The sequence below is a fragment of the Streptomyces sp. TSRI0281 genome, assembly GCF_001905125.1.
Taxonomy (GTDB): Bacteria; Actinomycetota; Actinomycetes; order Streptomycetales; family Streptomycetaceae; genus Streptomyces.
This window is the reverse complement of sequence record NZ_LWLE01000005.1, coordinates 88,312-110,917: the sequence shown is the minus strand read 5'-3', so window position 1 is coordinate 110,917 and position 22,606 is coordinate 88,312. Positions and strand designations below refer to the sequence as shown.

Annotated in this window: 25 protein-coding genes and 4 pseudogenes; 14 read left to right on the top strand and 15 right to left on the bottom strand. The window is 68.3% G+C overall.

Features of this window, described 5'->3' with window-relative positions; translation table 11 throughout:
- Position 1: 1 nt before the first annotated feature.
- Together A6A29_RS12080 and A6A29_RS45215 are read right to left on the bottom strand one after the other, a co-directional pair.
- Positions 2–598, bottom strand: coding sequence for a matrixin family metalloprotease (locus tag A6A29_RS12080; protein ID WP_073720040.1), 597 nt, complete (start codon positions 596–598; stop codon positions 2–4).
- Positions 598–747, bottom strand: a complete 150-nt coding sequence (locus A6A29_RS45215; RefSeq protein ID WP_158074388.1) for a hypothetical protein — start codon at positions 745–747, stop codon at positions 598–600. The genes A6A29_RS12080 and A6A29_RS45215 overlap by 1 nt, the downstream gene beginning before the upstream one ends.
- A 450-nt stretch (positions 748–1,197) precedes the next feature.
- On the opposite strand from A6A29_RS45215, the gene A6A29_RS12075 reads away from it, so the two are divergent.
- From A6A29_RS12075 to A6A29_RS46415, 4 genes and pseudogenes are all read left to right on the top strand, one after another.
- On the top strand, positions 1,198–1,662 hold the full coding sequence (locus tag A6A29_RS12075) for a hypothetical protein (protein WP_073720039.1): 465 nt from the start codon (positions 1,198–1,200) through the stop codon (positions 1,660–1,662).
- Between the two features lie 350 nt (positions 1,663–2,012).
- A complete protein-coding gene (locus A6A29_RS12070) occupies positions 2,013–2,420 on the top strand; it encodes a RidA family protein (RefSeq protein ID WP_073720038.1) in 408 nt (135 codons plus the stop codon).
- Between the two features lie 30 nt (positions 2,421–2,450).
- The gene (locus A6A29_RS48000; RefSeq protein ID WP_107468196.1) at positions 2,451–2,780 is read left to right on the top strand and encodes an amidase family protein; all 330 of its coding nucleotides are present in this window, start codon (positions 2,451–2,453) and stop codon (positions 2,778–2,780) included.
- A pseudogene (locus A6A29_RS46415) lies at positions 2,690–3,112 on the top strand (amidase family protein); the annotation flags it as partial. The gene A6A29_RS48000 and the pseudogene A6A29_RS46415, both read left to right, overlap by 91 nt.
- Positions 3,113–3,931: 819 nt before the next feature.
- On the opposite strand, the gene yczE reads toward A6A29_RS46415, so the two are convergent.
- Genes yczE through A6A29_RS12045 form a run of 3 tightly spaced genes read right to left on the bottom strand, consistent with a single transcriptional unit; the run spans position 3,932 to position 6,796 of the window.
- Positions 3,932–4,675 (bottom strand): membrane protein YczE, encoded by a 744-nt coding sequence (gene yczE, locus A6A29_RS12055; protein ID WP_241838429.1) that lies wholly within the window; start codon positions 4,673–4,675, stop codon positions 3,932–3,934.
- A gap of 46 nt (positions 4,676–4,721) precedes the next feature.
- Positions 4,722–6,071 (bottom strand): pyridoxal phosphate-dependent aminotransferase, encoded by a 1,350-nt coding sequence (locus A6A29_RS12050; protein WP_158074387.1) that lies wholly within the window; start codon positions 6,069–6,071, stop codon positions 4,722–4,724.
- On the bottom strand, positions 6,035–6,796 hold the full coding sequence (locus A6A29_RS12045) for an iron-containing redox enzyme family protein (protein WP_073720035.1): 762 nt from the start codon (positions 6,794–6,796) through the stop codon (positions 6,035–6,037). The genes A6A29_RS12050 and A6A29_RS12045 overlap by 37 nt, the downstream gene beginning before the upstream one ends.
- A 604-nt stretch (positions 6,797–7,400) precedes the next feature.
- On the opposite strand from A6A29_RS12045, the gene A6A29_RS12040 reads away from it, so the two are divergent.
- The 7 genes and pseudogenes from A6A29_RS12040 (at position 7,401) to A6A29_RS12010 (ending at position 11,717) form a co-directional block, all read left to right on the top strand.
- Positions 7,401–7,964 (top strand): FAD-dependent monooxygenase, encoded by a 564-nt coding sequence (locus tag A6A29_RS12040; protein ID WP_073720034.1) that lies wholly within the window; start codon positions 7,401–7,403, stop codon positions 7,962–7,964.
- A gap of 44 nt (positions 7,965–8,008) precedes the next feature.
- Positions 8,009–8,580: pseudogene (locus A6A29_RS12030) on the top strand (FAD-dependent monooxygenase).
- 110 nt (positions 8,581–8,690) lie between these two features.
- Positions 8,691–9,188, top strand: coding sequence for a GNAT family N-acetyltransferase (locus A6A29_RS12025; protein ID WP_073720032.1), 498 nt, complete (start codon positions 8,691–8,693; stop codon positions 9,186–9,188).
- A gap of 113 nt (positions 9,189–9,301) precedes the next feature.
- A pseudogene (locus tag A6A29_RS47795) lies at positions 9,302–9,913 on the top strand (ATP-grasp domain-containing protein); the annotation flags it as partial.
- A gap of 145 nt (positions 9,914–10,058) precedes the next feature.
- Positions 10,059–10,277, top strand: a complete 219-nt coding sequence (locus A6A29_RS47790) for a hypothetical protein (protein ID WP_338012868.1) — start codon at positions 10,059–10,061, stop codon at positions 10,275–10,277.
- 99 nt (positions 10,278–10,376) lie between these two features.
- Positions 10,377–10,805 (top strand): hypothetical protein, encoded by a 429-nt coding sequence (locus tag A6A29_RS12015; RefSeq protein WP_073720031.1) that lies wholly within the window; start codon positions 10,377–10,379, stop codon positions 10,803–10,805.
- A 150-nt stretch (positions 10,806–10,955) separates the two neighbouring features.
- Complete coding sequence (locus A6A29_RS12010) at positions 10,956–11,717, top strand: GNAT family N-acetyltransferase (protein ID WP_079182723.1); 762 nt, start codon at positions 10,956–10,958, stop codon at positions 11,715–11,717.
- Between the two features lie 56 nt (positions 11,718–11,773).
- On the opposite strand, the gene A6A29_RS12005 is transcribed toward A6A29_RS12010, so the two are convergent.
- Together A6A29_RS12005 and A6A29_RS12000 are read right to left on the bottom strand one after the other, a co-directional pair.
- Positions 11,774–12,298, bottom strand: a complete 525-nt coding sequence (locus tag A6A29_RS12005; RefSeq protein ID WP_073720030.1) for a hypothetical protein — start codon at positions 12,296–12,298, stop codon at positions 11,774–11,776.
- Between the two features lie 122 nt (positions 12,299–12,420).
- Complete coding sequence (locus A6A29_RS12000; RefSeq protein ID WP_073720029.1) at positions 12,421–13,017, bottom strand: TetR/AcrR family transcriptional regulator; 597 nt, start codon at positions 13,015–13,017, stop codon at positions 12,421–12,423.
- A gap of 134 nt (positions 13,018–13,151) precedes the next feature.
- Here A6A29_RS12000 and A6A29_RS11995 point away from each other — a divergent pair, with 134 nt between their 5' ends.
- Positions 13,152–14,057, top strand: a complete 906-nt coding sequence (locus A6A29_RS11995; RefSeq protein WP_073720028.1) for an NmrA/HSCARG family protein — start codon at positions 13,152–13,154, stop codon at positions 14,055–14,057.
- Positions 14,058–14,188: 131 nt separating this feature from the next.
- On the opposite strand, the pseudogene A6A29_RS46410 reads toward A6A29_RS11995, so the two are convergent.
- Both A6A29_RS46410 and A6A29_RS11985 read right to left on the bottom strand, forming a co-directional pair.
- A pseudogene (locus tag A6A29_RS46410) lies at positions 14,189–14,476 on the bottom strand (recombinase family protein); the annotation flags it as partial.
- Between the two features lie 48 nt (positions 14,477–14,524).
- Positions 14,525–14,956: a MerR family transcriptional regulator gene (locus tag A6A29_RS11985; protein ID WP_073720144.1), complete on the bottom strand. Its 432-nt coding sequence runs from the start codon at positions 14,954–14,956 to the stop codon at positions 14,525–14,527.
- A 164-nt stretch (positions 14,957–15,120) separates the two neighbouring features.
- On the opposite strand from A6A29_RS11985, the gene A6A29_RS11980 reads away from it, so the two are divergent.
- Positions 15,121–16,068 carry an alpha/beta hydrolase family protein gene (locus A6A29_RS11980; RefSeq protein WP_073720143.1) on the top strand — a complete coding sequence of 316 codons (948 nt, stop codon included), beginning with the start codon at positions 15,121–15,123 and terminating at the stop codon, positions 16,066–16,068.
- Between the two features lie 150 nt (positions 16,069–16,218).
- Here A6A29_RS11980 and A6A29_RS11975 read toward each other — a convergent pair whose 3' ends face one another.
- From A6A29_RS11975 to A6A29_RS11950, 6 genes are all read right to left on the bottom strand, one after another.
- A complete protein-coding gene (locus A6A29_RS11975) occupies positions 16,219–17,238 on the bottom strand; it encodes a transposase (RefSeq protein ID WP_241838441.1) in 1,020 nt (339 codons plus the stop codon).
- A 383-nt stretch (positions 17,239–17,621) separates the two neighbouring features.
- Positions 17,622–18,488 (bottom strand): GNAT family N-acetyltransferase, encoded by an 867-nt coding sequence (locus tag A6A29_RS11970; RefSeq protein ID WP_073720027.1) that lies wholly within the window; start codon positions 18,486–18,488, stop codon positions 17,622–17,624.
- 225 nt (positions 18,489–18,713) lie between these two features.
- Positions 18,714–19,448, bottom strand: coding sequence for a hypothetical protein (locus tag A6A29_RS11965; protein ID WP_073720026.1), 735 nt, complete (start codon positions 19,446–19,448; stop codon positions 18,714–18,716).
- Between the two features lie 44 nt (positions 19,449–19,492).
- Positions 19,493–20,059 (bottom strand): GNAT family N-acetyltransferase, encoded by a 567-nt coding sequence (locus tag A6A29_RS11960; protein WP_073720025.1) that lies wholly within the window; start codon positions 20,057–20,059, stop codon positions 19,493–19,495.
- Between the two features lie 132 nt (positions 20,060–20,191).
- Positions 20,192–21,049 carry an acyl-CoA thioester hydrolase/BAAT C-terminal domain-containing protein gene (locus tag A6A29_RS11955; RefSeq protein ID WP_073720024.1) on the bottom strand — a complete coding sequence of 286 codons (858 nt, stop codon included), beginning with the start codon at positions 21,047–21,049 and terminating at the stop codon, positions 20,192–20,194.
- 82 nt (positions 21,050–21,131) lie between these two features.
- On the bottom strand, positions 21,132–21,740 hold the full coding sequence (locus A6A29_RS11950; protein WP_073720023.1) for an ankyrin repeat domain-containing protein: 609 nt from the start codon (positions 21,738–21,740) through the stop codon (positions 21,132–21,134).
- A gap of 241 nt (positions 21,741–21,981) precedes the next feature.
- Between A6A29_RS11950 and A6A29_RS46105 the strand changes: the two genes are divergently transcribed.
- Positions 21,982–22,377, top strand: coding sequence for a hypothetical protein (locus A6A29_RS46105; protein WP_206745367.1), 396 nt, complete (start codon positions 21,982–21,984; stop codon positions 22,375–22,377).
- Positions 22,378–22,606 lie beyond the last annotated feature (229 nt).

The following is a 22,606-nucleotide window of genomic DNA, read 5'->3' as shown; positions in this document are numbered from 1 at the left end:
GTCAGCCCCACAGTGAGTGATAGTTCGTACGGTCGGAACGGGTCGGACGGCCGTTCGTCGGCTGCTCGACCAGGAGCCGCTTCATGAGAGACGCCGGCCCGGACGCCGCCTTGTGGCAGAAGCCGAGAGCGTGCCCGAGCTCATGGGCCGCGACCCTGCGCCGCCCACTCTTCGTACCGAACTTCTTCCCCTTGCCGAGGTAGGCGCTGTTCATGCGGATCCAGTCGGTGCCGGGGCCGGGGCTCCATGCGGCGCCGACGTTGAACCATGTGCCGTCGGTCCTGTTGATGTCGGACCATTCCATGTCCGCGATCCGTGATGCGTCGTCCTTCGGGAAGGTCACCCGGTCGAGTCCGTCGGAGGACCACACCGTCGCGGCGAACTGCCGGGCGTCGTCGTAGCGGGTCTCGTCCTCCCACGCGATCTCGGATCGGTCGACCGAGGAGTGCCCGCGTGAGTCCGTCCTCCCGCCGGTGCACTTCGTCGGCTGTGCCGCTGCCGGGGTGGCGACCGCGTGGTTGATGGTCGTCGCGAGAACCAGACAGGTGAGCGTCGCGGCCCATGGCAGGCACCGTGCCCCGGACAGCCGGCTCCGCATCACCGGGAGGACGCCATCTCGACCGGGGTGCCCAGTCCCGCACCGCCGCCCCCGGCACCGCCGTTCTCGCCGCCACCGAGGCAGCATCGGACAAGGACATCCGCTTCCTGGCCCGCCGTGACGACCGTGGCCCTGACCTCCGTACGCATCGCGCCCCCACTCCCAAGTCCGTCAACCAGTCACGATGTTGGTATCGGGTCCGAGAAGGCCGCCCCGCCTGAACGCGCCGCCGTTCACCCGCCGGCGCGGTAAGTCACACCATGCGACTTCGGTCCGGTGCCCCGGCCGGCCCGGAGTCCCCGGGGAGGGGAGTTCGGGCCGGCCGGATTCAGGCTGCCCTTTCGCCCGTGGACCGGCCACCGGACCCCGGAGGGGCACCACCTCGGTCGTGACGTAAGTTCACACGCGTGCAGATCTCATCGCAGCAGCCCCGCCCCGTCGAAGACCGGCCGGGCACGGAACCGGCCCCTGTAGCGCCATCCCGACGAGGCAGGGGTCCGCTGTGGGCGCTCGCTGGTGCGGCCCTGGCCGTCGTCGTCTGTGGCGGGGCATTCCTGCTGGCGGGTGGCGCCTCGGACGTTCGCGAGGTGCAGTACCGGATGAGTGACAATCTCTGCGCGGACGCCGAGATGGCCGCCGTGGGCGCGCTCTTCGACCGCGGCGACGACTCCTCCCACGGGGAGCACCGCCATCGGGCGATGGATGTCGCGGAATGCAACGACACGCTCGTCGGGAAGGGCAGCCAGGAGGCGGGGAACACGCTGACCCTGCGCCTCAAGCTGCACAAGGCCACCGACCCGCGTCCGGAATTCGAGGCCACCGGCGAGGCCGTCGAGACCAACACGGGCCCGACGATCGTCAAGAAACGCGTCGAAGGTCTCGGCGAGCGCGCGTACTTCGGGGTCATCGACCTCAGCGAGGGCGCCGTCGTCATCCTCACGGTTCTCGACGGCGGAGCCGAGTTCTCCTTCAACTTCTACGCCGATTCCACGCACACCCCCGAGCAGCTCCGGCCCTTGATGATCAAGGACATGAGGGCGCTCATGGCCGACCGCGCACGGTAGGCCGCCTCCCGGACGCGGAGACGCCGTCGGACCCGCGCGGCGCCCAGCGCGCAGTTCGGCGTGTGCGAGCGGCGTGCCGCGCAGCGGGCTCTTCCCGAGGTCGTCGTAGGCACGATTGCGCCCCTCGGCCACCATGGCTCCGCTCGGGTACGTGGTGTCAGGAATCGTCTGCTGGGCGAGCCCATGAATGGCCTCTCGGTCACCAGGAGGTTCCCCAGTCACCAATAAGTGCGTTCTTCCCTGCCGGCCTTCGCTCTCCTACGGTTTCTCAGTAACCACAAGAGACCAAGCGTGCCTCTTGGGCCGGTGGAAGCGAGCCCGCGTGCACTCAAGGCAAGGAGACGGACCGCATGGCCATCACCCTGGTAAACCCCGACGGGCTGCCGGAGACCGATGTCTACCGGCAGGTGTCGGTCGGAACCGGTTCGAAGCTGGTCTTCATCGCCGGACAGGTAGCCGTTGACGCTGTCGGGGCCACGGTCGGCGAGGGCGACCTCGCCGCCCAGGTCGAGCGGTGCTACCTCAACATCGCCACCGCTCCGGCCGAGGTCGGTGCTTCCTTCGAGGATGTGGCGAAGCTGACCGTCCATGTCGTCGACTGGGCCCCCGACAAGATGCCCCTGTTCCTCGAAGGGGTTTCCCGGGCCGCCGCGAAGCAGGGCGTCACCCCGGTCGCGCCGGGCACGCTGCTGGGCGTCGCGGCGCTGGCCGCTCCGGACTATCTGGTCGAGGTCGAAGCCACCGCGGTCATCGACTGATCGGGCGCTCGCCGCCCTGGTGCGGCCGGGGTGATCAGAGGCCGGTGGCATACGACCGTTCGGTGCGGGGCGATCTCGCGCAGGGTGGGCGTCTGCGACCGGATCGGAACAGCCGACGCCACACTCAGCTCCGTCGTCGCGCTCTACCCCGAGCGTGCCCTCGTCGACGCCGCGGCCCTCACCGCCAGGATCACTCGCGGCGAGGAACCGGGCCCGCTGGCCGGACTGCCCGTCCTCGTCAAGGACGCGAGGACGCGAGGGGCTTCCCGGCCAGCCGGGGCACCAGCGCCTACCGCGACGACCCGCCCGCGGCCCACGACAGCATCCACGTCTCCCGGCTGCGCGCCGCCGGTGCCCTGATCATCGGCAAGACGGACCTGCCGCCCCTCGGCGCCGCCGTGCACACGGCCAATGACGCCTTTGGCGTCACCCGCAACCCCTGGAATCCCGACCGGTCACCGGGCGGCTCCAGCGGAGGCGCGGCCGCCGCAGTGGCCGCCGGACTCGTGGCCCTCGGCACCGCGGGCGACGGCGGCGGCTCCACCCGCATCCCCGCGGCACTGTGCGGGGTCGTCGGTCTCAAGCCGAGCCGCGGCCGCATCCCCCAGGGCCCCTCGGGCACGCCGTGCCGGCCGCAGAACGTCTGCCTGAGCGGCATGGCCCGCACCGTCCGGGACACCGCTCCACCTTGATGTGGCAGCCGGCCACCATCCGGCCGACCCGAACTCGCTGCCCGCGCCGACAGCCTCGTACCGGGACAGCCTCGACGGGCCGCTCCGCGCGCGTAGGAGTCATGCGCACCCTCGGCATCGCCGAGCCGCGACCGGGGATGCTGCGTGCCCTGGAGCGGACGGGGGACCTCCTGAGGGACCTGGGCAACAGCGTCAGGGACGAAGAGTCGGCCCTGCCCGGGGCCATGGACTTCCCCGCCCCCGGCTGCGACAGAAGTTCCTGGCCCACCGCCGACTCCTCGGCGTCCTCGACGACTTCACCGCCCGGCGCGCCGACTTCGAACCGTGGTTCGCCGACACGCTCGACGACAGCCGCACCCTCACTCCCGCCGACTCCGCCGCGTACTGGGCACACCGCTCACAGCTCAACCACTGGACTGCCCAGCTCTTCGATCAGTACGACCTGCTGCTCATGCCCACCGTGCCCACGACGGCATGGCCCGCGGAAGGTCCGGATGTGGCAACGGCGGTGCGCCGGCGCACCCTTCCGATCTCCCGCACGTCCGTGTTCAACGACACCGGCCACCCCGCGATCAGTGTCCCCCGCGCGGGGCCCCGGCACGGACGGACTCCCTTGGGCCGTGCAGGTCGTCGCCCCCCACCACCGCGAGGACCCCGTGCTGGGTGCCGCACAAGCGATCGAGACTGCCTTCGGCACTCTGCGTCCGCCTGCCTTCGCCACCCGCTCCTGACCCGGCGGCGCCCCGAGGGCAGGGGAGACCGGCCTCCTCCGGAGCAGGGGCGGACCGACACGCCGAGGAGTGCCGCCGGATACGCCCTTCAGGGTGGGCCCGCCGCGTCCACGGAGTGTTCGGCGGTCCGCCGGTAGGAGAACCGGGGCAGGAAGAACTGGGTGACCGGGCCGACCATCAAGGCGTACAGCACCGTGCCGACGCCCGCACTCCCGCCGAGGAGCCAGCCCACGCCGAGTACGGTGACCTCGATCAGGGTGCGTACGAGCCGGATGGAGAGTCCGGTCGCGGCGGACACCCCCGTCATCAGCCCGTCCCGGGGGCCGGGTCCGAAGCGCGCGCCGACGTAGATGGCGACGGACAGGCCGTTGAGGACGACACACCCGATGAGCAGGCCGACCCGGGTCGCGAGCCCGAGGTCCTGGGGGATGAGCAGGAGGCCCAGGTCGGACGACGCCCCCACGACGAGGATGTTGGCGAAGGTGCCCAACGTCGGCTTCTGCTTGAGGGGGATCCACAGCAGGAGCACAAGAACGCCGAGGAGGGCGCTGATCATGCCGAAGCTCAGGGGAGTGTGGTGCTCGACCCCCTCGTACAGCACGCTCCAGGGATTGACGCCCAGAGAGGTGCGGACCATGGCCGACAGGCTGAACCCGTACAGGGCGAGACCGACGAGCAGTTGGGGAAAGCGTCTCAGCGGACGCTCACCGAGGCGGACATAGGTGAGGGGCGGCAGGGCCGGGCGTGGACGGGACGCCGACGGCCACCGGTCGCGTTCCTCCGGACGGCGCCGGAGCCTGTTCCTGTAACGTTCTGTGATCGTCTGCTCCACTCCGGTTGCCTACGCTGTGTTCTCGGCTGCTCCGCATCCATCCGGGTCAGGGCTTCAGGCGGCTCAGGGCACGCCTGATCCGACTGCCGACCTCGCCCGGGAGCGTACCCGTGCGGCCGCAGTTGATCCGCACGAAATGGTCAAGGGGTTGACCCTCCGCGAAGTGGTTGCCGCAGATCGTGGCGACCTTTGCCTCGGCCAGCAGGAACTGATCGGCGGTGCGGTAGCCACGCTTCCGGTAGGCGTCGGCGAACGCGGTGAAGTCGACGAAGAGGAAATAGCCCCCCTGGGGGACGTCGATCCGCAACGAAGGGACGGAAACGAGCTCCGCCAGCATGGCTTCGAGGTTGCTGCGTGCGGCCCTCGCCCTGGAGGCCGCCACCTCGTCCATCTCCGGTCGCAACGCGATGTGCGTGGCGACCTGGCCGTAGGAGGACGCGAACGAGGTGAGGTTGACCTGTGCGCGCGCCGAGGCGTCCACGATGTCCGGCGGGCCGCAGAGATAGCCGATCCGGTCGCCGTGCATGCCATAGGTCTTGCCCGGCCCGGTCACTGCCACCGTCCACGGCCGCATGGAGCAGTCGCTGCCGTCCGGGAGCCGGACGTCGATGGCGGCGAATGTCTTGGCGCGGGGCCCCATGACATGGGCCTCGTAGGGCGAGTCGAACATGACGTAGACCGGACTCTCCCCCTCGGCCTCGCGCCGCAGGTTGTGCCGGGCGATGGTCCGGGCCAGCGCCGACAGCTCCTCGGTCGAGTAGACCTTGCCCGTCGGGTTGATGCAGTCGCCCAGGATGACGATCTTGGTGCGTTCGGAGATCGCTCCCTCAAGAGCCGGTGCGGTCAAACCGTCGTCCGCCGTGACCAGGACGGTTTTGGGGATGGCCTCGTGCAGCCGCACCATGTCGGCGTAGTGAGGCCAGTTGGGTACCGGAATGACGACCTCGTCGCCCGGGTTCAGCAGCGCGTGGAAGGCTACCGAGATCGAACCTTTCACGCCGCCCGGGGTGACCATGATTTCGGTTTCCGGGTCATATGTGATCCCGTGGAGGCGGGTTACCCGCGCGGCAACGGAGTCCAGCAGGAAGGGGAATCCCTTGATCGGCGCGAACGCGTGAATCGTGTCGGATCGCTTCTCGATGAAATCGATCACGCCACGGTCGATCCGGGGATCGGTCGGCGTATCCAGCGCGCCAATGCTGAGATCGATGAACTGCTCGCTCCCGGCGAGGCCGCGATTGAGTACGGCGAGCTTCGCCGCAGTCCCGTGAGTCGCCGATTCCGGAATGCGCAGGACGGCATCGGAAATGCCGCGATTCTTCTGCACGATGACAGGAGCCGCCTTTCCCTCTACGGAATTCAACTCGCGGCCACGGCCTTGTACATCGCGTTCCACATGTCGAGCTGGATGTTGAGGGTCTCGGTCGCCGCGTAGGCGATCCCGGCGACGTCCGCATCGGTGCGGCAGTTGTTCAGAACGCACTTCTTCGCATCGGCGGCGTGTCGTTCCTCGACGCCCTCGTCGCCGACGTGGACATCGAAGTAGATCTCGACGCTGTCCACGAACTCGTCGGCCGGCAGCTCGTTCCGGCTGTTGCGGAACGCCGTACGGCAGATCTGCAGCATCTTGTCCGCGTGCGACTCCAGGGCCATCGCCACGCCCAGCATGCTGTGGTAGTTGCTGGTCAGCAGCTCAAGGGTGCGTTCGCGGTAGGCCACCGTCTCGGGAATGACCAGGTCACTGTTGCGTGCCTCGCGCACGAGCAGCGGCGGCAGACCGAACTCATGCCGGCCGTACAGGTTGTGGGAGTGCTCCATCAGCAGTTCGTGGCAGTGCGCGGCCTCGCCGTTCCCGGTCTCCTCGTTGAGGATGTGGGAGAAGAGAACCAGCGTGTCCCGGTCGTCGTGGGCCGCCGCCTGCGCGCACACATGGGCGATGCCTTTGACGGTGCCCTCGGTCCGGTGGAAGAAGTTGGCGCGATGGAAGTCGTAGTCCTGGCCGGTCCACGGCGATTCCTGAAGAAACGTGAAGTAGTCATTGCCGTAGACGGGGTGCTGCTCCAAGTCGTCGATGAGGGCGGTGACTTGGTCGTGGATGGCAACTTCGGTGGATTTGGTCATCTCGCGGCTACCTCCTGTGTGCGCAGGGCGTCGAATCGCGGCCCACCGGATGTCCGGACGGATCCACGATGTGCTGGATGAATGCCTTACCGGAACGGTCGAGCGTGAGTTCAGAGCTGACCATCGGGAGCCGTAACGGTGGCGGGCGCGGCCTTTTTCGCTCAATAAGGACAGCGGGAATCGATCCCTGTAAGAGATTCTCCCCCGTCACGTCGCAGAGGCCACTTCGGCTCGGTCGCGACCCACTGTGACGCAGTACCGATACCCAGGACAGGCCACAATCGGCCAGATGCGGAGTTACGCCTGCGCGGGAACACGTCCGGCCGCTTCTTGGAGACGGAATCGGATATGAATCGACTTTCGCGATCCATGGCATTCGGGCAGGTCACACCAGGAAATTCTGGCCCGCGTTCAGGAAAACGGGCCCTGCCCGGACGCTGTTCACCCAGCGGGTCGCCGTCGGCCGACTGCGGTACGGGGGCATTGCGTGTCCGGAATCGGTCCGGTTCGCACGCCTCGTGCATGACGTACCGTCATGTCCTGCTGTTCGGCGCGTCGCCCCTCCGGCGACGAGGGGCGACTCAACGATGTTGCGGGGCATGTGATGAGCCTGCCCGCGTTTACCACCACCGAAGTCCTGATCACCGGAGCAGGGCCCACCGGCCTCGTGCTCACCTGCGACCTCGCCCGGTGTGGGATCGCCTGCCGCGTCGTGGAGAGGGAGAACCCCAGCTTTCCCGGCTCACGCGGCTCCGGCCTTCAGCCGCGCACCCTGGAGGTCTTCGACGACTTGGGCGTCATCGACGCGGTACGGGCGGCGGGCGGACCGATCCAGCGCCTGCAGAGCTGGGACGGCAGCACACGTATCACCGAGTGGGACGCGGTCGCGCGCGCCGAGCCCTCTCCCCACCTGCTCCCGCAGTGGCGCACCGTCGAGATTCTCCAGGCGCGCCACGAAGAGCTGGGCGGAAGCGTCGAGTTCGACTGCGAGCTGACCGGCATCGAGCAGGACGCGGACGGGGTGACGGCGCGGCTGCGCGGGCCGGACGGCATCGAGTCGGCTGTGCGGGCGCGCTATCCGGTCGCGGCCGACGGCGGACGCAGCACGATCCGCAAGGCCCTCCGGGTGGGCTTCCCCGTCACCAGCTCGTCACCGATCCGACGCTGATCGCGGACGTCCGAAGGGACGGATTCCACCGCGGGCACTGGCACATGTGGCCCACAGCGCCGGGCGGGCGCGTCGCTGTCCGGCCGCTCGAAGGGACGGACCTCTTCCAGGTGCTCGCCGATTTCGATGGCGCGGGACCGGACTTCGCGCCCGACGCCATGCCCGAGGCCGTCCAACGGCTGCTCGTGGAGCGCACCCGCCACCAGGACGTGCGGGTGCATGAGGTGCGGTGGTCCTCGGTGCTGCGTATCAAGGCCGGAGTAGCCGACCGCTTCCGTATCGGCCGTGTCCTGCTCGCCGGCGACTCCGCACACATTCACTCTCCTACGGGAGCCAGGGCCTCAACACCGGCGTCCAGGACGCGTACAACCTCGGCTGGAAGCTCGGCGCAACGCTGCGCGGCGCGTCCGACGCGCTCGTCGACACCTACGAGGCCGAGCGGCGGCCGGTCGCGGAGCATGTGCTCGCCCTCACCACCCAAGTCTTCGAGCAGGACCGCGTGGAGAAGGACCGCGGCTTCTCCACGCGCGGGCGCTCCCGACCGCTCAACCAGCCCGAGCCCGACGAGCGGCTGGAGACGTGGTCGCAGCAGGACTTCACCGATACCCCTGGATGAATCGCGGCAACCTTGCCCCATCTCTGCGGCACAGCTTGGGTGACCGGCCCGCCGCGGCGTCGCCCTCGCTGCCTGGATGACCCCGCGTCGAACGGTTGTAGCCTCGGCCTATGAGTTGGCTGCCTGAAGATTTCGTCCACCCCGCCCATGTGCCCGTGCCCAACACCCCGCTTCACCTGCGGCCGATACGTGAGGCGGACACCGCGCTCGACTACCCCGCCGTGATGGGCTCACAAGAGCGCTTGTGGGAGATCTTCGGCCCGGCCTGGGCTTGGCCCAAGCAGACTATGACCTATGAAGAGGACCGCATCGACCTGCTGCGGCACGAGAAGGAGATAGCAGCGCACCAGTCGTTCAACTACGCGTTGCTGGACGAGGAGGAGACGGCGATCCTCGGCTGCGTCTACATCGACCCGCCCGAGCGCACGGGATCCGATGGAGAGGTCTCCTGGTGGGTGGTGGACGGCCTCGTCGGCGGCGAGGCGGAGTGCGCACTCGACGTGCTGGTGCCGCAGTGGATCGCCGCCGACTGGCCCTTCCGACGGCCGCGCTATCTGGGGCGCGACATTACTTGGCAGGACTGGCTCGCGCTGCCGCGCGCCTCGTGAACCTGTCCGAGGAGGTGCCTGGATCGTGTCATGACAGATCGTCCGACCGTTGTGCGAAGAGTGCCGCGTCCCGGGCCCGCGACGGGTCGTCGCCGCTGGTGCGTACCTGAGCGATGCCCGGTCCGGTGCCCGGACTCCTGATACAGGTGTCGGAAACGCGGGGCGATCGAGATCACGGCCGAGCGGCGTGGGTGAAGCGTCCCCGTGGTGGTGCTCCCCATGCGGTGGACCGCTCGGCATCGCCGGTGGCATGGTCAGGGATCGTGACGGAACACGGTTTCTTGGCGTTGGCGCCGCAGTACACCACAACCTGTGAGCTGCTCGCGTCGTCTGCGCGGCGACGGGGGATGCACGTAGAGATTCTCCCGGCCCGCGGTGGTGCGGGCGCCATGCGGGAGAGGCCCGGAGGTCACTACTACGGTGGCCCGGCCTACGCGGCGGGTGCCGTCGACGACCTCGCGGTCGCGCTTCTGGAGCCCACGGACAACTGGCTGGCCGCACTGCCCTACGAGTACACCGGACGGCGCATCACTCCAGCGACCTTGGCCGAGGCACGCCTCCTGTCCCGGCCGGCCTTCGTCAAGCCGCCCAGCGACAAATGCTTCCCCGCCGCTGTCTACCCCGAGGGCCGCTGCCTCCCGAGCGGGCCGGAGTTGAAGCCGGATATGCCCGTACAGATCAGCGACGTGGTGACCTGGACAACCGAATTTCGTTTGTTCCTCCTTGAGGGCACGGTCCACACGGGTTCGCAGTACGCCACCTTCGGCCGCCTCGACGCTGCGCCGCTCGAAGGTCACCCGCTGTCACGATGCCGTACAGGAGTTCGCGGACGGCCTCCTCGCCGGCTGCGGACATACCCTCCCCAGCGCGGTGGTGGTGGACATCGGGCTTCTGTCCATGCCCGAGCACGGCGCCGCGGACCGCTGGGCGGTGGTCGAGGCGAACATGGCCTGGTTCAGCAACTGCTACGCCGCGGATCCCGATCGAGCTCTGGACGTCGTCCTGCGCTCGGCCGGTCCGCGGTCACGGCTGGCCGCGCGAGACCGCCGGTTCTGTCGAGACCGAGGTCATGCTCATCCGGCCAGTTGACCGGGTGGTGGCCGCTCATCCCCTCAGCCACTCCGTGGCGAGACGAAAGCCAGGGGCCCGAGGGGGATCGCTCCGCTACCGTGGCCGCGGAGGTGTGCCATGTCCTGGCCGTCTGTCATCATCCTTGCCCCTGAGGGGCAGCGCTCCTCGCTTGAGGAGAGGATGCGCTCCTTCGAGCTCGTGCCGGATGTCGTGACGGGTGACGAGCGCCTGCACTGGCAGGGGTACTCGTACCACCTCGACCTCTCGGGCGGGATTCTGGCGGACTTCGAACCTGAGGAACTGGAGCAGATCACAGCCCGGATCGGCACGCCCTATGGGGTCTACGTGTCGGGGCAGTGCAGGGAAGCGGTTCGTGTCCTCCTCGGTCATGTCCTCCCCGGCTTCGACGGGCTTGTCGACACCAACCACGACGACATTCTGCCGGCCCATGAGTTCCTTGCCCTGCTGAGCCGTCACCCGCCGTGGGACTGGCGTCGCGTTCCAAGAGCGGACCTTCGGCAGAACCTCGCGAGCGGATCCACATAAGGATGGCGGCGAAGTGGAGCGCTTGCCTGGTGGACGAGGGCGAGCTTGTCGCATCGTGCGGTCATACCGCCCCCGCTGGGAGTAATTCGTAGGCGGCCATGGTCCACCGCTGCCTACGCTCTTCCCATGCCCATGCCCATGCCCATGCCCATGCTCACGCCAGAGCTTCAGCGGATCAACTCGTTCCTGTCGTCCTTCGCCCGCCGCCAGGCCGCGCGCACCGTCGACCTCCCCGGCGGTTTCGCCGTATACGACGATGGCTTCTCGCACTCCCGCGCGAACAATCAGGTCGTCATCGACTCGGCCGTCGACTCCGAGGCGCTGCCCGCCCTCGCGGACGAGGCCCTGGGACATCTGCCGTACCGTCTGATCTCCGTCCTCGACGGCGACGCCGGAACGGCGTGCGCGGAGCCGCTGATCCGGGCCGGATACACCCACTCCACCTATCTGGTCATGCTGCACACCGGCCCGGTGCCCGCAGGCGGGCCGGCGGAAGAGGTGGACCTCGACGCGCTGCGTATCCCACTCACCCGGCGCTGGCGGGGGTTTCTCCCGGATGTCGAGGACGAGGTCCTGCGCCACCTCGTCGACCGACGCGAGGCTCGCCGTCGCGGTGCCGACGCCGTTCATTTCATCGGTGCCCGCACGGAGGAGGGAGAGGTCGCCGCATGGGCCGACCTCTACATGGACCCGTCAACCGGCACTGCTCAGATCGAGGACCTGATCACCTCGGAGACCCACCTCAGACGCGGGTACGCCGATGCCGTCCTGACCACCGCCCTGCGGTTGGCCGCCGACGAGGGCTGCGGTACCCGGTTCCTGACCGCAGACGCGGTGGACTGGCCACGCCACTGGTACGAGCGCCGCGGCTTCTCCGCCATCGGCTACTCGCACTGTTTCCAACGCGGCTGATCGCCGGACGCCGAGCCGGTGGTCGGTGCCCACCAGCATCGGGATCATGACGCGTCTCAGCCCCTGATCAAGGGATCGTAGGGTTCGCCCTCCGGCGTGAAGATGAGGACGAAGTCCTTCCCGATCCCGGTGGCCACCTCCCACAATCGGGCCAAGGCTGCCTCTTCAGCGGGAAGGGCAATACCAAGGGCCGCGGCGGCATCGTCCCGCCGGGCAACGAGGTCCGGCACGTCCTCCAGATACTCGGCCGCGAGCCTACGGCTTTCCTCCGCTGTGAACGCTTGGCAGTCGCGCCACCACGGGGCGATCAGCAGGAGCCGCAGGAGTTCAGGCAGGCCCATCGCGATCAGCGCCGCACCACCTTCGGAGTCCGCGTACAGAACGGGACGTTCCTCGCCGCCTTCGCCGCAGAAGAAGAAGGTGCCCCCGGCGCCGTCGCCCGCGAAACCCTCCAGCGCGGCACCCGAGGCGAGATGAACACCCTCGACATGGTCACTTCGGTCCAGGTCGAAATCGCCCGGCCAAGCGAGGAAGCGGGCCGCCTCAGTCTGCTCGCGGACGGCGGCGATCAAAGATTTCATGCGCGGAACCTTACGGCCCGCCGGTCGACAAGCATCCTGGGGATCAGTCACAGCTCCGCGTACCTGCTCACGGTGTGGTGCGCGAGGGTGCCGGGGCAGCGCATCACTCCCCAACAGCGGGATCACGATCCGTGTTCCGCGCGATGCCGGGGCCGCAGGCCGTCCATCACCACGGCCAGAAGGTGATCGGCCTGCTGTTCGCCGTCGGGTTCGCATTCGGTGACGAAGGCGATGGCGTTGACGAACTTGAGCACCTGGCCCGCGGTGACGTCGGTGCGGACCGTACCGGCCTGCTGCGCCCGGTCGAGCAGGGCCGCCGCAGCGGCGTACATCGTCTCCCGGCACCAGGACACGTCGGAGCCCTTATCCCGCAGGGCAATCATCAGCGCCGTCGCCAGGCTGCGTGACGTGCTCCCCTCCATGGCGAGTTCCCGTAGCCAGGTCGCCAGCCCCTCGTCCGGGGACTGCGCGGCAAGCAGTTCTTGCGACCGTGAGTACAGGGCCTCGATCTGGTCGTGGTGGACGGCCTGCAGCAACGCCTCCCGGGTCGGGAAGCGGCGGTAGAGAGTCGCGTTCCCGACGCCGGCGTGACGGGCGATGTCGTCCATCGGAACGTCGACTCCTCGCTCGGTGAAGACTTCGCGAGCGGCGCTGACCAGCCGTTCGTAGTTGCGCCGTGCGTCGGCTCGGAGCGCGGGCCGGGGTGGAGGTGTCGTCATGGCGCCCTCTGCTTGAGAACTGGGGAGTCTCCCCATATATTACCAAGCCATAACTGGGGGAACCCCCCAGTTGATACGGCTCTCGCTCTCGCTCCCGAGCCCGGCAGCGCCCGGCGCTCGTTCCGGAGGTAGAAATGACAACCGATCCCACCGTGCTGGTGACCGGGGCCACCGGCCTGCAAGGCGGCGCCACCGCCAGGCAGTTGCTGGCTGCCGGCTGGCAGGTGCGAGCCCTCGTCCGCGACCTGGGCGGCCCCAGGGCCCAAGCGCTGGTACGGGCCGGCGCCGAGGTCGTACCGGGCGACATGGGCGACCGTGCTTCCCTCGACGCGGCGATGCGGGGTGTGCACGGGGTCTTCAGTGTTCAACCCACTGCCGGCTATCCCGGCACGCCGCCCGGATTCGCCGTCGAAGACGAGATCCGGTTGGGCATGAAGGTGATCGAAGCAGCGAACGACGCCGATGTCCGGCACCTCGTCTACGCCTCGGTCGCCGGCGCCGAGCGCTCATCCGGCATCCGCCGCTGGGAAAGCAAATGGCAGATCGAGGGGCGCATCGGCGCCCTTCGCGTGCCCGCCACCATCCTGCGTCCCGTCCGTTTCATGGAGAATCACTCCGACCCGACCATGGGGGTGCGCAACGGTGTACTGACCGATGTGGTCAAGCCGGAGGTGCCCGTCCAACTCATAGCCGCCACCGATATCGGTGCCTTCGCGACCTTGGCATTCACCAACCCTGGCCAGTACATCGGCCAGGCACTTGAGATCGCCGGTGACGAACTGACACTCCCGCAGGTCGTCGACGCGATCAGCCGCACTACCGGAGTCGCCATCACCTATCGGGCGATCCCACGAGAGGCGCTCACCGGGCTGGATCCGGACGCCCAGGCAGGCTACGACTTCGCCAACCACCGGGGCGGTTGGCAGGCTGACATTTCCGAGCTGCGCAGTCTGCACCCGGCTCTGATGGACTTCGAGACCTGGCTGCGCAACGAAGGTGGGACGCAGTTCGACGCACTGTTCCGCGATCGACCTGCCTGAGCGAGCGGCACCGTGCGGCGAGGCGAAGCCGACGCCACGCTTGCGCAGGCCGGACACGAGCGCGATGAGGTCCCGGAACGGCCGAGCCGGTCCAGTGACGGGACGACGAGAGTGTCGCCCTCGCGCAGGTAGTCGAGGGCCTTCCACGGCTCTTCGCGTTCGGCGTTCTTGCCGGACTTCTTGTCGGAGAAGGTGCGGATGCACTCTGCTTCGGTGAGTGCGTGGATCTGCCGGTTGAGCAACCGTCCCTTGGTGGATACGCGTGCGTATCCCAGGAGGCTGCCGGTCCGTAGGGCTGGAACGGGGGCGAGGGGATCGGCGGTGTCGATGTCCTGGGGTTGCTGCACCTGCCAGACCGTACAGAAAGGGTGCTCCTCAAGTTCTTGAGCACATCGACTTTCTGACACGTTTATGTGCATGATCCGGTGCCGATCCGGCCGCGCATCTCCGCTTATCGATCTTGCTCATCAATCGGTCGATTGCCGGGCGTCCCCGTCCCCAGCCGCAGGGCCCGGCATGCTGATTACTGGAGTCGGTCGGCAGCGTCGGCCTGTTCGCCAGTTCGCGGTGGCGGCGGCAATGACGGTGCCCAGCCTGTCCCGGGCGCCCACCAGATCGCCGATCCGGCTGTCGATGCGATCCCGTTCCGCCGAAAGCCGGTCGATCAGCTCCGGCGTGGCCTCACCGTTCACGACACACGGCAGCAGATCCGCGATCGACTTGCTCGGCAGCCCGGCGGCGTACAACTGCTGGATCAGCTGGACACGGTCGACCGCGCTGTCCGGGTACTGCCGCTGGCCGCTGGGGCTGCGTTCCGAGGCGAGCAGGTTCTGTTCCTCGTAGTAGCGCAGCGCCCGAACGCTGACGCTTGTCCTGGTGGCGAGCTCGCCGATACGCATCATGTCTCTCCGATGTGAGGCGGACAACACTTCTTGCCTCTGACGTTAACGTCAGGTCTTAGCGTATCTCGCGACGGCACACCCCTTCCGCCAAGGCGAAGGACGCGACCGTGACCAGCTTGTTCGACAGCTTTCCCATCGAAAATGCGAAGGAAGATCTGCCCATGACTGCATCAGACGCGGCGGCCACGGACGTGGCCATCACCGCCCCCGCCCCCATCGTCTCGGTGAAGCCGGTAGTGCTGGAAGCACCGGGCCGCGGCGAGGGCCTGCGGGTGAGAATTTCCGCGCCGACAACCGGGAGCGAACTGCCGATCATCGTCTTCTCGCACGGTTTCGGGTCGTCGTTGAACGGCTACGGTCCTCTGGCTGACTTCTGGGCTGCTCACGGTTTCGTGGTGATTCAGCCCACCCATCTCGACTCCAGGACCGTGGGTCTTCCCCAGGACGATCCCCGCACACCGCGGCTCTGGCGCTTCCGTGTCCAGGACATGAAGCGCATCCTTGACCAGCTTGATCTGCTGGAGGCCGCTGTTCCCGGTCTCAGCGGGCGCCTGGACCGAAGCCGCATCGTCGCAGCCGGACACTCCTTCGGCGGCCAGACGGCGGGCAATCTGCTGGGCCTGCGCGTCCTCGATCCGGTGAGCAAGAATGTAGAAGACCTGTCCGACTCGCGGATCAAGGCGGGCGTGTTGCTTGCTACGGCCGGCAGGGGCGGAGCCGACCTGACTCCCTTCGCGGCCGAGAACCTTCCGTGGTTGAAGGGACCGGACTTCGCGCACATGACCACACCGACGCTCGTCGTCGCAGGGGACAAGGACGACTCACCGCTGTCCGTCAGAGGGCCGGAGTGGCTCACCGACCCGTACCACCTGAGCCCGGGGCGCAAGAGCCTGCTCACTCTGCTCGGGGCGGAGCACTCCCTCGGCGGAATCGCCGGCTACGAAGTCCGGGAGACGACGGACGAGAACCCCGAGCGCGTGGCCCTGATCCAACGGGTCACCTGGGCCTACCTTCGCCACGCGCTCGGCATCGAGGACACCAGCTGGACGGCGGCGCAGAAGGCTCTGTCGGAGAGCGTCGTCCCCATGGGGCGGATCGAATCCAAGTGAAGCTCTGAGAAGCGAACCACCTCCGGGGTGGTCGCCGCCCTTGGCACGGCATCAGCCGTCCGAGGACGGCGTCTCGCACACGGGTGAACGAGCTCGGCGATACTTCGTGGGGACCGGTCTGGCCGACCCCGCACACGCATGCTCGGATGGCTACAGGTCGGCGGCGTCCGTCGGTACCCGGGGGCCCGGAAGTTTGACCGCGGCAAGGCCGAGGCGGGCGTCCATGTCGAGGTCGACCTCCCCGTACGGCCGCACGCGGGACCAGAACAGCGGGGCCAGGCCGCGCCGGTCGGCGGGCGTGAGGAGGTCCGCCCACTTCGGTTCGCCGAGGATGTTCTGGAGCACCAGGGTGTTCACGTAGACCAGGGCCGATTGCGGAATCCGCCGGCACAGCACGAACATCTCCTGCTCGTCGCACCGGTTCGAGGCGATCTCCCCGCCCTTGCCGTAGGCGATCACGGAGTTGGCGCCGTTGGAGGACTCCTTCACGTTCAGGCCCTTCTCGACCTCGCGCTGGAGGTCCCGCAGTCGCAGGCAGCGGGCCACGAAGAGGGTCTTCTGGGCACGGCCGACCTCCAGCATCGCCGCGTAGGTGGGATGGGAGGCGTTGCGGGTGAAGCGCCGCAGGATCGCCTCCGTGGACGCGGTGCGGGTCCGGATCGCGGTGGCGTACTTGATCATCTCGTCGTACTGCTGGGCGATGAGTTCCCAGCGGATCGGGCGGGTCAGTGCCGGGGTGAGCTGCGGGTAGGCGTCCGGTTCGTCGGCCACCGGCCGATACAGCCTCACCTTGTTGATCCGCTTGATCCTGGGCAACAGGTCGAAGTTCAGCAGCCTCGTGCTGCCGCACCCGATGTCCGACTGGCCGCGCGAGTCCGTGTAGTTGGCCTCGACGTCCATGGTGGTGCCGTGCCGCATAGCGCCCTCGATCATCGCGGCGACCTCGGGGGCGGTGCAGTTGATCGGCCGGGAGTGGATGGCCAGGGACTTCTTCTCCACGTGCCCGTGGATGAGCACCCCGCGGCCGCCGTAGCGCGAGTGCCACTCGGTGAACAGGTTCTGGTCGTCGGCGCGGACGTGGGTGGAGTCGGGGGCGACCGCGGTCGGGCCCTGGCCCCACAACTCGGTGCTACGGGCGGCGAAGGTGGCGTTCGCGATCTGGACGGCGATGGCGCGGGCGGCCTCCGCCGACAGGTAGCGGCGGCGTACGTGCAGAACTTCAGCAGCACGGCGAAGCCCAGTCGCGTCGCACCACGCTTGCCGGACGCGAGCGCCTGCTCGACCTTCAGCAGCGTCCAGTTCTCGACCAACTTGCCCAGGTCCAACGGAGTACGGGCCACGACCGCCGATCGTCCCCGCAGAGCCTCACCCACCGCAGCCGTACGGCCCCGGACGCACCCACATGGGTGGCACCCTCGGAAGATCACCGCCGTTTGTGGCTGTTGACACGGTTCTTACCGGCACCCCGACAAACGCGGATATGTCTTCCCCGATCCCGTCCACCGCTGCCGCACTCCTCGTCCGGCTCCGCTTGTGGCCGATGAGACACGGCATCAGGCGTCCCGGTGTCGGTCACGGACCTCGGGCCGTTGCTGGAAGCCGGCTGACCTGTAGGTGGCGACGGCGCCGGCATTGGCGCTCGGGGTGCAGACGAGCGCGCTCGACGAGCCCAGCTCCTGGAGTGCGGCCGCCGCGGCGACGGTGATCGCCTCGCCGTAGCCCTGACGGCGATGCTCCCGGTGCACGCCCATCGGTTCGAGCAGCCCGGGCCTGCCGGGACCGGCCGACCACACCGTCACCGCCGCCACCGCGTTGCCCCGGTCGTCGTACGCGACCAGACACCGGGCGTCGGCATACGGCGATCCGGCCGCCATCGCGTGCCAGCGCTCGTCCGTGAACCTCGACCCGTCGAACGCTGCCCGATGTACAGCGGCATACACGTGCGCCTGCTCCGGTCCGACCACCTCGATCCGCATGCCTGGGGTGTTCACCGGCTCCGTGAGGTCGCGGTGCAGCGGCGTCCACGGCTCGTCGGCGTTCCAGCCGTCCTCGCACAGCAGATCCTGGACCAGTGCACCCACCGGTGCCTCGATGTCCGCCTTGCCCTCAGGCAGCACGCCGCGCTCCGGCTCGGTCACGTCGTCAACCAACTGCTGCGCCAGCTCCTCCTCCTGCTGAGCATCCGGCGTGATGGTCAGCCGCAACAGCGCGGGACCGTCCAGCAACCCAACGGCGAGAATCCGTCCGTTCCGGCTCCACGTCCTGATCGCCGCGGCGGTCGCTTCGGCACCCGACCGCCAGAACCAGCCGAGGTCACCCGGATGCAGTTGCATCGGCGCCCCGTCGTACTGCCATTCCCGCAGCACGCCCACAACCTCGTTCAGCCCGTCGAGCCCCGGCTTGCCCAGCACAATCGCCATAGCCCTGATCACACACCACCGCACCGGCAGTCCGCACCTGGTTTCCGACCGGCCGGGCCGGGTGTGGGAACTGAGGGAAGTCAGCCGATGTTCGAAGGGAGAGGGCGTAGCCGTGTCTTCGAATGTCACGCACATCAGGAGAACCGGCGAGTGTCCTTTCCGCACGACGGAACCGGGCTGCTGCCGGGACTGTCGGCCTCGAATCCCCGCGCAACTGGCCGGCCGTCAGTGGTCCACCGTCTCGGTCCACAGGCCCGGCAGCGCCGTCCGGAAGCCGTCCAACGCCTCCCGCGTCAGGGCGCGGACGTACAGCCACCCCAACTCCGACTCCATGTCCGAGCGATCCTCGCGCACCAGGACATCGGCGCCCGCGTACCAGCGGTTCGCGTTCTCCTGGCCGCCCGGGACGATCAGTGGCGGTATGGGGGTGAGGGACCGCTCCAGGTACGTCGCGTCGGGGGCCAGGCGCTCCCGGCACCACCCGCCCCAGTCGCCGCACAGTGAGTTCTCCGACATCACCGTCTCCACGCACACGGCGGAGAAGCGGTCGGCGAACGGTTCCCAGTCGTCGTACGCCTCTGAACTGCCGTCGATCAGTACGGGCGGGTCGTTCTCCGCGATCCGGTCGATGGGAACGGCGATCCGGTACAGCCAGAACTTCTCCGCCTGCCAGATCAGGGCCGCGCCGTCCGCCTCCAGCTCCTCGGGCGGCAACAGCAGCCTCAGCCCGTGCAGCAGGTCGTGACGGCGTCCGAACCTTCCGTACAACTCCCGCATCGCCTGCGGCAGTCGTAGACCGAGCCGCAGCTCGGCAGCGGCGAGCTCCGCCTCGGGGAAGCCGTCATCCGCCCCGACCGGCGCGCCGAGGTGCGCGGCGAACCGCTCGATGAACCGCCAGGCCGCTGAGGGACCTGCGAGGGCCGCGGGAAGCTCGACGCGAAGATCGAAAATTTCAGGCATCCGCACACCTTAGGTGGTGACGTCAGATGTTCTTGAGCGGTGGATCATGGTCGAGGCGGCGCGGCTACGTCTTCACCGTTCCGGGTTTCAGCACGCCATTCCTCTTCGAGGACGCTGAACATCAGGGAGTCCCGCCAGCCGTCCCGGATCCATGCCGTGTGTCGGTGATGCCCCTCGTACGTCATGCCGAGCTTGGTCAGCACTTTGGATGAGCCGAGATTCCGAGGGTCGCAGGTCGCATAGATCCGGTGAAGCCCCAAATGGTCGAAGCCGCGTGCGAGCAGCCGGCGCCCGATCTCTGTGCCAATGCCTTTTCCCCACAGGCGCGGATGCACGATGTAGGAGATCTCACCCTGGCGCCGCGTGTGACTGCGAACGTGCAGCTCGCCCACACCGACAACAGCGTCCCCGAAGCGCGCTACGTGGGCGAACCTCTGCTGGGGTGCGCTCGACCACGCCTCGACCGCGGTTCTCACGAAATCGCGCGTCTGGTTCTCAGTGTTCGGTCCCCAAGGCTGAAAACGACAGGCCTCGGGGAGACAGGCCCGTGAGTGAATGGCCGGCCAGTCACCGAACGCCATCTTGTCCAACGTCACCGAGCCCTGACTCATGGAACGATCTTGTCAGCCGGAGCCGGAGCCGGAGCCGGAAAGGGACACGGGTACAGAAGCACGCATTCACGCATTGCGGGCCGTCGAGATCGGACAGGCCGGTGCCGAAATCGGCAAGGACACCCGCTGCCGTCAGACACCGCTGCCGAGCGCGTCGAGGATGTGCGGCCACGCTGCCGCGCCCAGCAGTGCGTCAGCTTCGGGGGTGCCTCCGTACTGGAAGCGCGGGGAAGCCGACGCCGGGCTCTCACCCGGAAGACGTGGTCGGTGGCCGGCATCGTGGCGGGCGATCAGTCGTACCGGGGCCCCGGCTGAGCGCCTGCGGTGGGCCAGCTGTTCGGCGAAGGGCAGCGACGGCCACATCGCGTCGTCCCCACCCGCGACAAGCAGCAGATCAGCCCGAGCCTTCTCCACACGTATCTCCGCCGGGGGAATCAGCCGGGTGAAGGTCCTCCCGCTGAGTTCGTACCATTCACGGATCGCGACGGGACCGCTCGACGGTCGCGTGGCCGTCCAGGAATCGTCCAGCGGTACGAAGGGAAGCGGCTGCTCCCGCCACGTCCAGGACGATCGATACGGCTGCTGCTCGCCGTCGCGGCCTGGTCCGACGTTGCACCAGACCCGCGAGGTCGGCGACAGCGCGATGACCACGTCCACGCGCGGGTCGTGCACCGCGGTGAGCAGTGCCGCTTCAGCACCCTTGGAGGTGCCCAGGACTCCGATGCGTCGTGCCCCGGTCGAGCGGAGAAGGCCGACGGCCCCGACGAAGGTCTCCAGGGGGATCTCGCGGATTCCCGGGGACTGTCCCGGCCCGCCGAACCAGCGGATCGCCAAGGCCGTCATGCCCTGAGCGGCGAGGATGCGTGCTCTCTCACGTTCGATGCGCCCGCTCGAACCCGACAGGACCAGAACACCGATTCCGGCGCCTGCGGCGGGAGTAATCAGCAGACCTTCCCAGGGGTTGGTCAGCTCGCGCTCTGTCAGTTCCACGTGCTCTCCCCGGCGGTCCGCCTTTCAGCTGCTCAGTGTGCCAGGGCAGCCCCTTCGGCCTTGAGGTGCGACGGCCGATGGTTCAGTCGGTCGCGGCACGTGCGACTCGGAGGGCATCGATGATGGATGCGTTCCTCCGCTGGGATTCCGGATGCCGCTCCGTGTACTCGTGTGCGGCGGTGAGTGCCTTGGCCGTGGGGGTGGCGCCACGTCGGAGGAGCTGGCGCACCATCTGCACCTGTCCGAACCGGGCCGCCCACTCAAGAGATGTCCTGTTCTTCATCACTGCGTCGATGTCCGCCCCACGGTCCAGGAGCAGCGTCACGGTCTGCGGATGCCCCTGGTCCCCGCTCGTCGCCGCCAGTATGAGCGGTACCCAGCGCATCCTGCCCTGGGCCCGGAGGTGGACACCGGCATCGATCAGGGCCCCGACGACCGCCGTGCGCCCATGCGCCGCCGCCAGGCACAGCGGTGTCGACTCGCGGTGCTCACCCGCCTGCTGCTCCGGATCGGCACCCGCCGTGATGAGCAGACGGACCACCTCGGGATGTCCGCGATAGGCCGCCAGGTCCAGCGCCGTACGCCCAACGCTGTTCCGCGCGTCCACCCCGGCACCCTCCGCCAGCAACCGAGCCACCAGGAACGCATCGCCGACTTCCGCTGCTTCCACCAAGTGGTCCGCTATGCCCATGCGTTGATCATTCCGAATGTTCCGGGGGCGGGGAAGACACAGAAGCCGTGGAGATGCTGCGCGGGCACGACGTTGCGGGGGAGGTGTTCCATCGCTCCGGTCGGCCGTAGTTCCGGTCCCTGGTCCGCTTTTGGCCTGGCGAGGTCTGAGGTTGGATGGCGGGATGGACGGTATCGAGGCTGGGCTGTTGCCAGTGACCGGTGTGTTGCGGGCCGGTGGACTTGCTCGCCCTGTGCGGGGGGTGAAGGTGTATTCCCGGCAGTCGCTCGGTAGCTGTGCGCCGACGTACGGCAGGGCGGAGTTGGATTTCGAGCCGGTCCCGGCGGGGACGGCGTCGTCGTGCGTCTTTGCTTGTACGGCACGGCCGGAACCGGATGCGGAACTCGAAGAGGCTCTCGTACAGGGCGTACTGGGGGTATTGCGAGAGTCGGCCCGTGAGGGCGCCGGTGGCCCGGAGGCGGACCGGGGCGGCACGGTGGGCGTACAGGTCATCGTGCGGGCCATGTCGTGGCATCCCGTCGATTCCTGCGAGGTCGTGTTCCTACGGTTGGGGGCCCTTGCCGTGCGGGAAGCGTTCCGGTGTGTGGCGGAGGACCGTGAGCCGCAGGAGGTCGTGACGCGGGTCAGCCTGCTGTGACCGGCCCAGAAGCCTTCTGAACTGTCGCCGAAGCACCGTGCCGAGGCGCCGGGGATCCGCAGCGTTCGAGCGGCGTGAGGACGGCCGGCGCTGCGATCGTTGCCCCAGGACCGTTCCGGCGAGCGGGGATCTGGGTGAACGGGCCGTGGGCAGGCTGTCGGCCCGGGTGGCCTCACTTGGTCGTCAAGCAACCGTCAACTTGAGCGGGCTGTTTCGTCAAGAGGCCGGG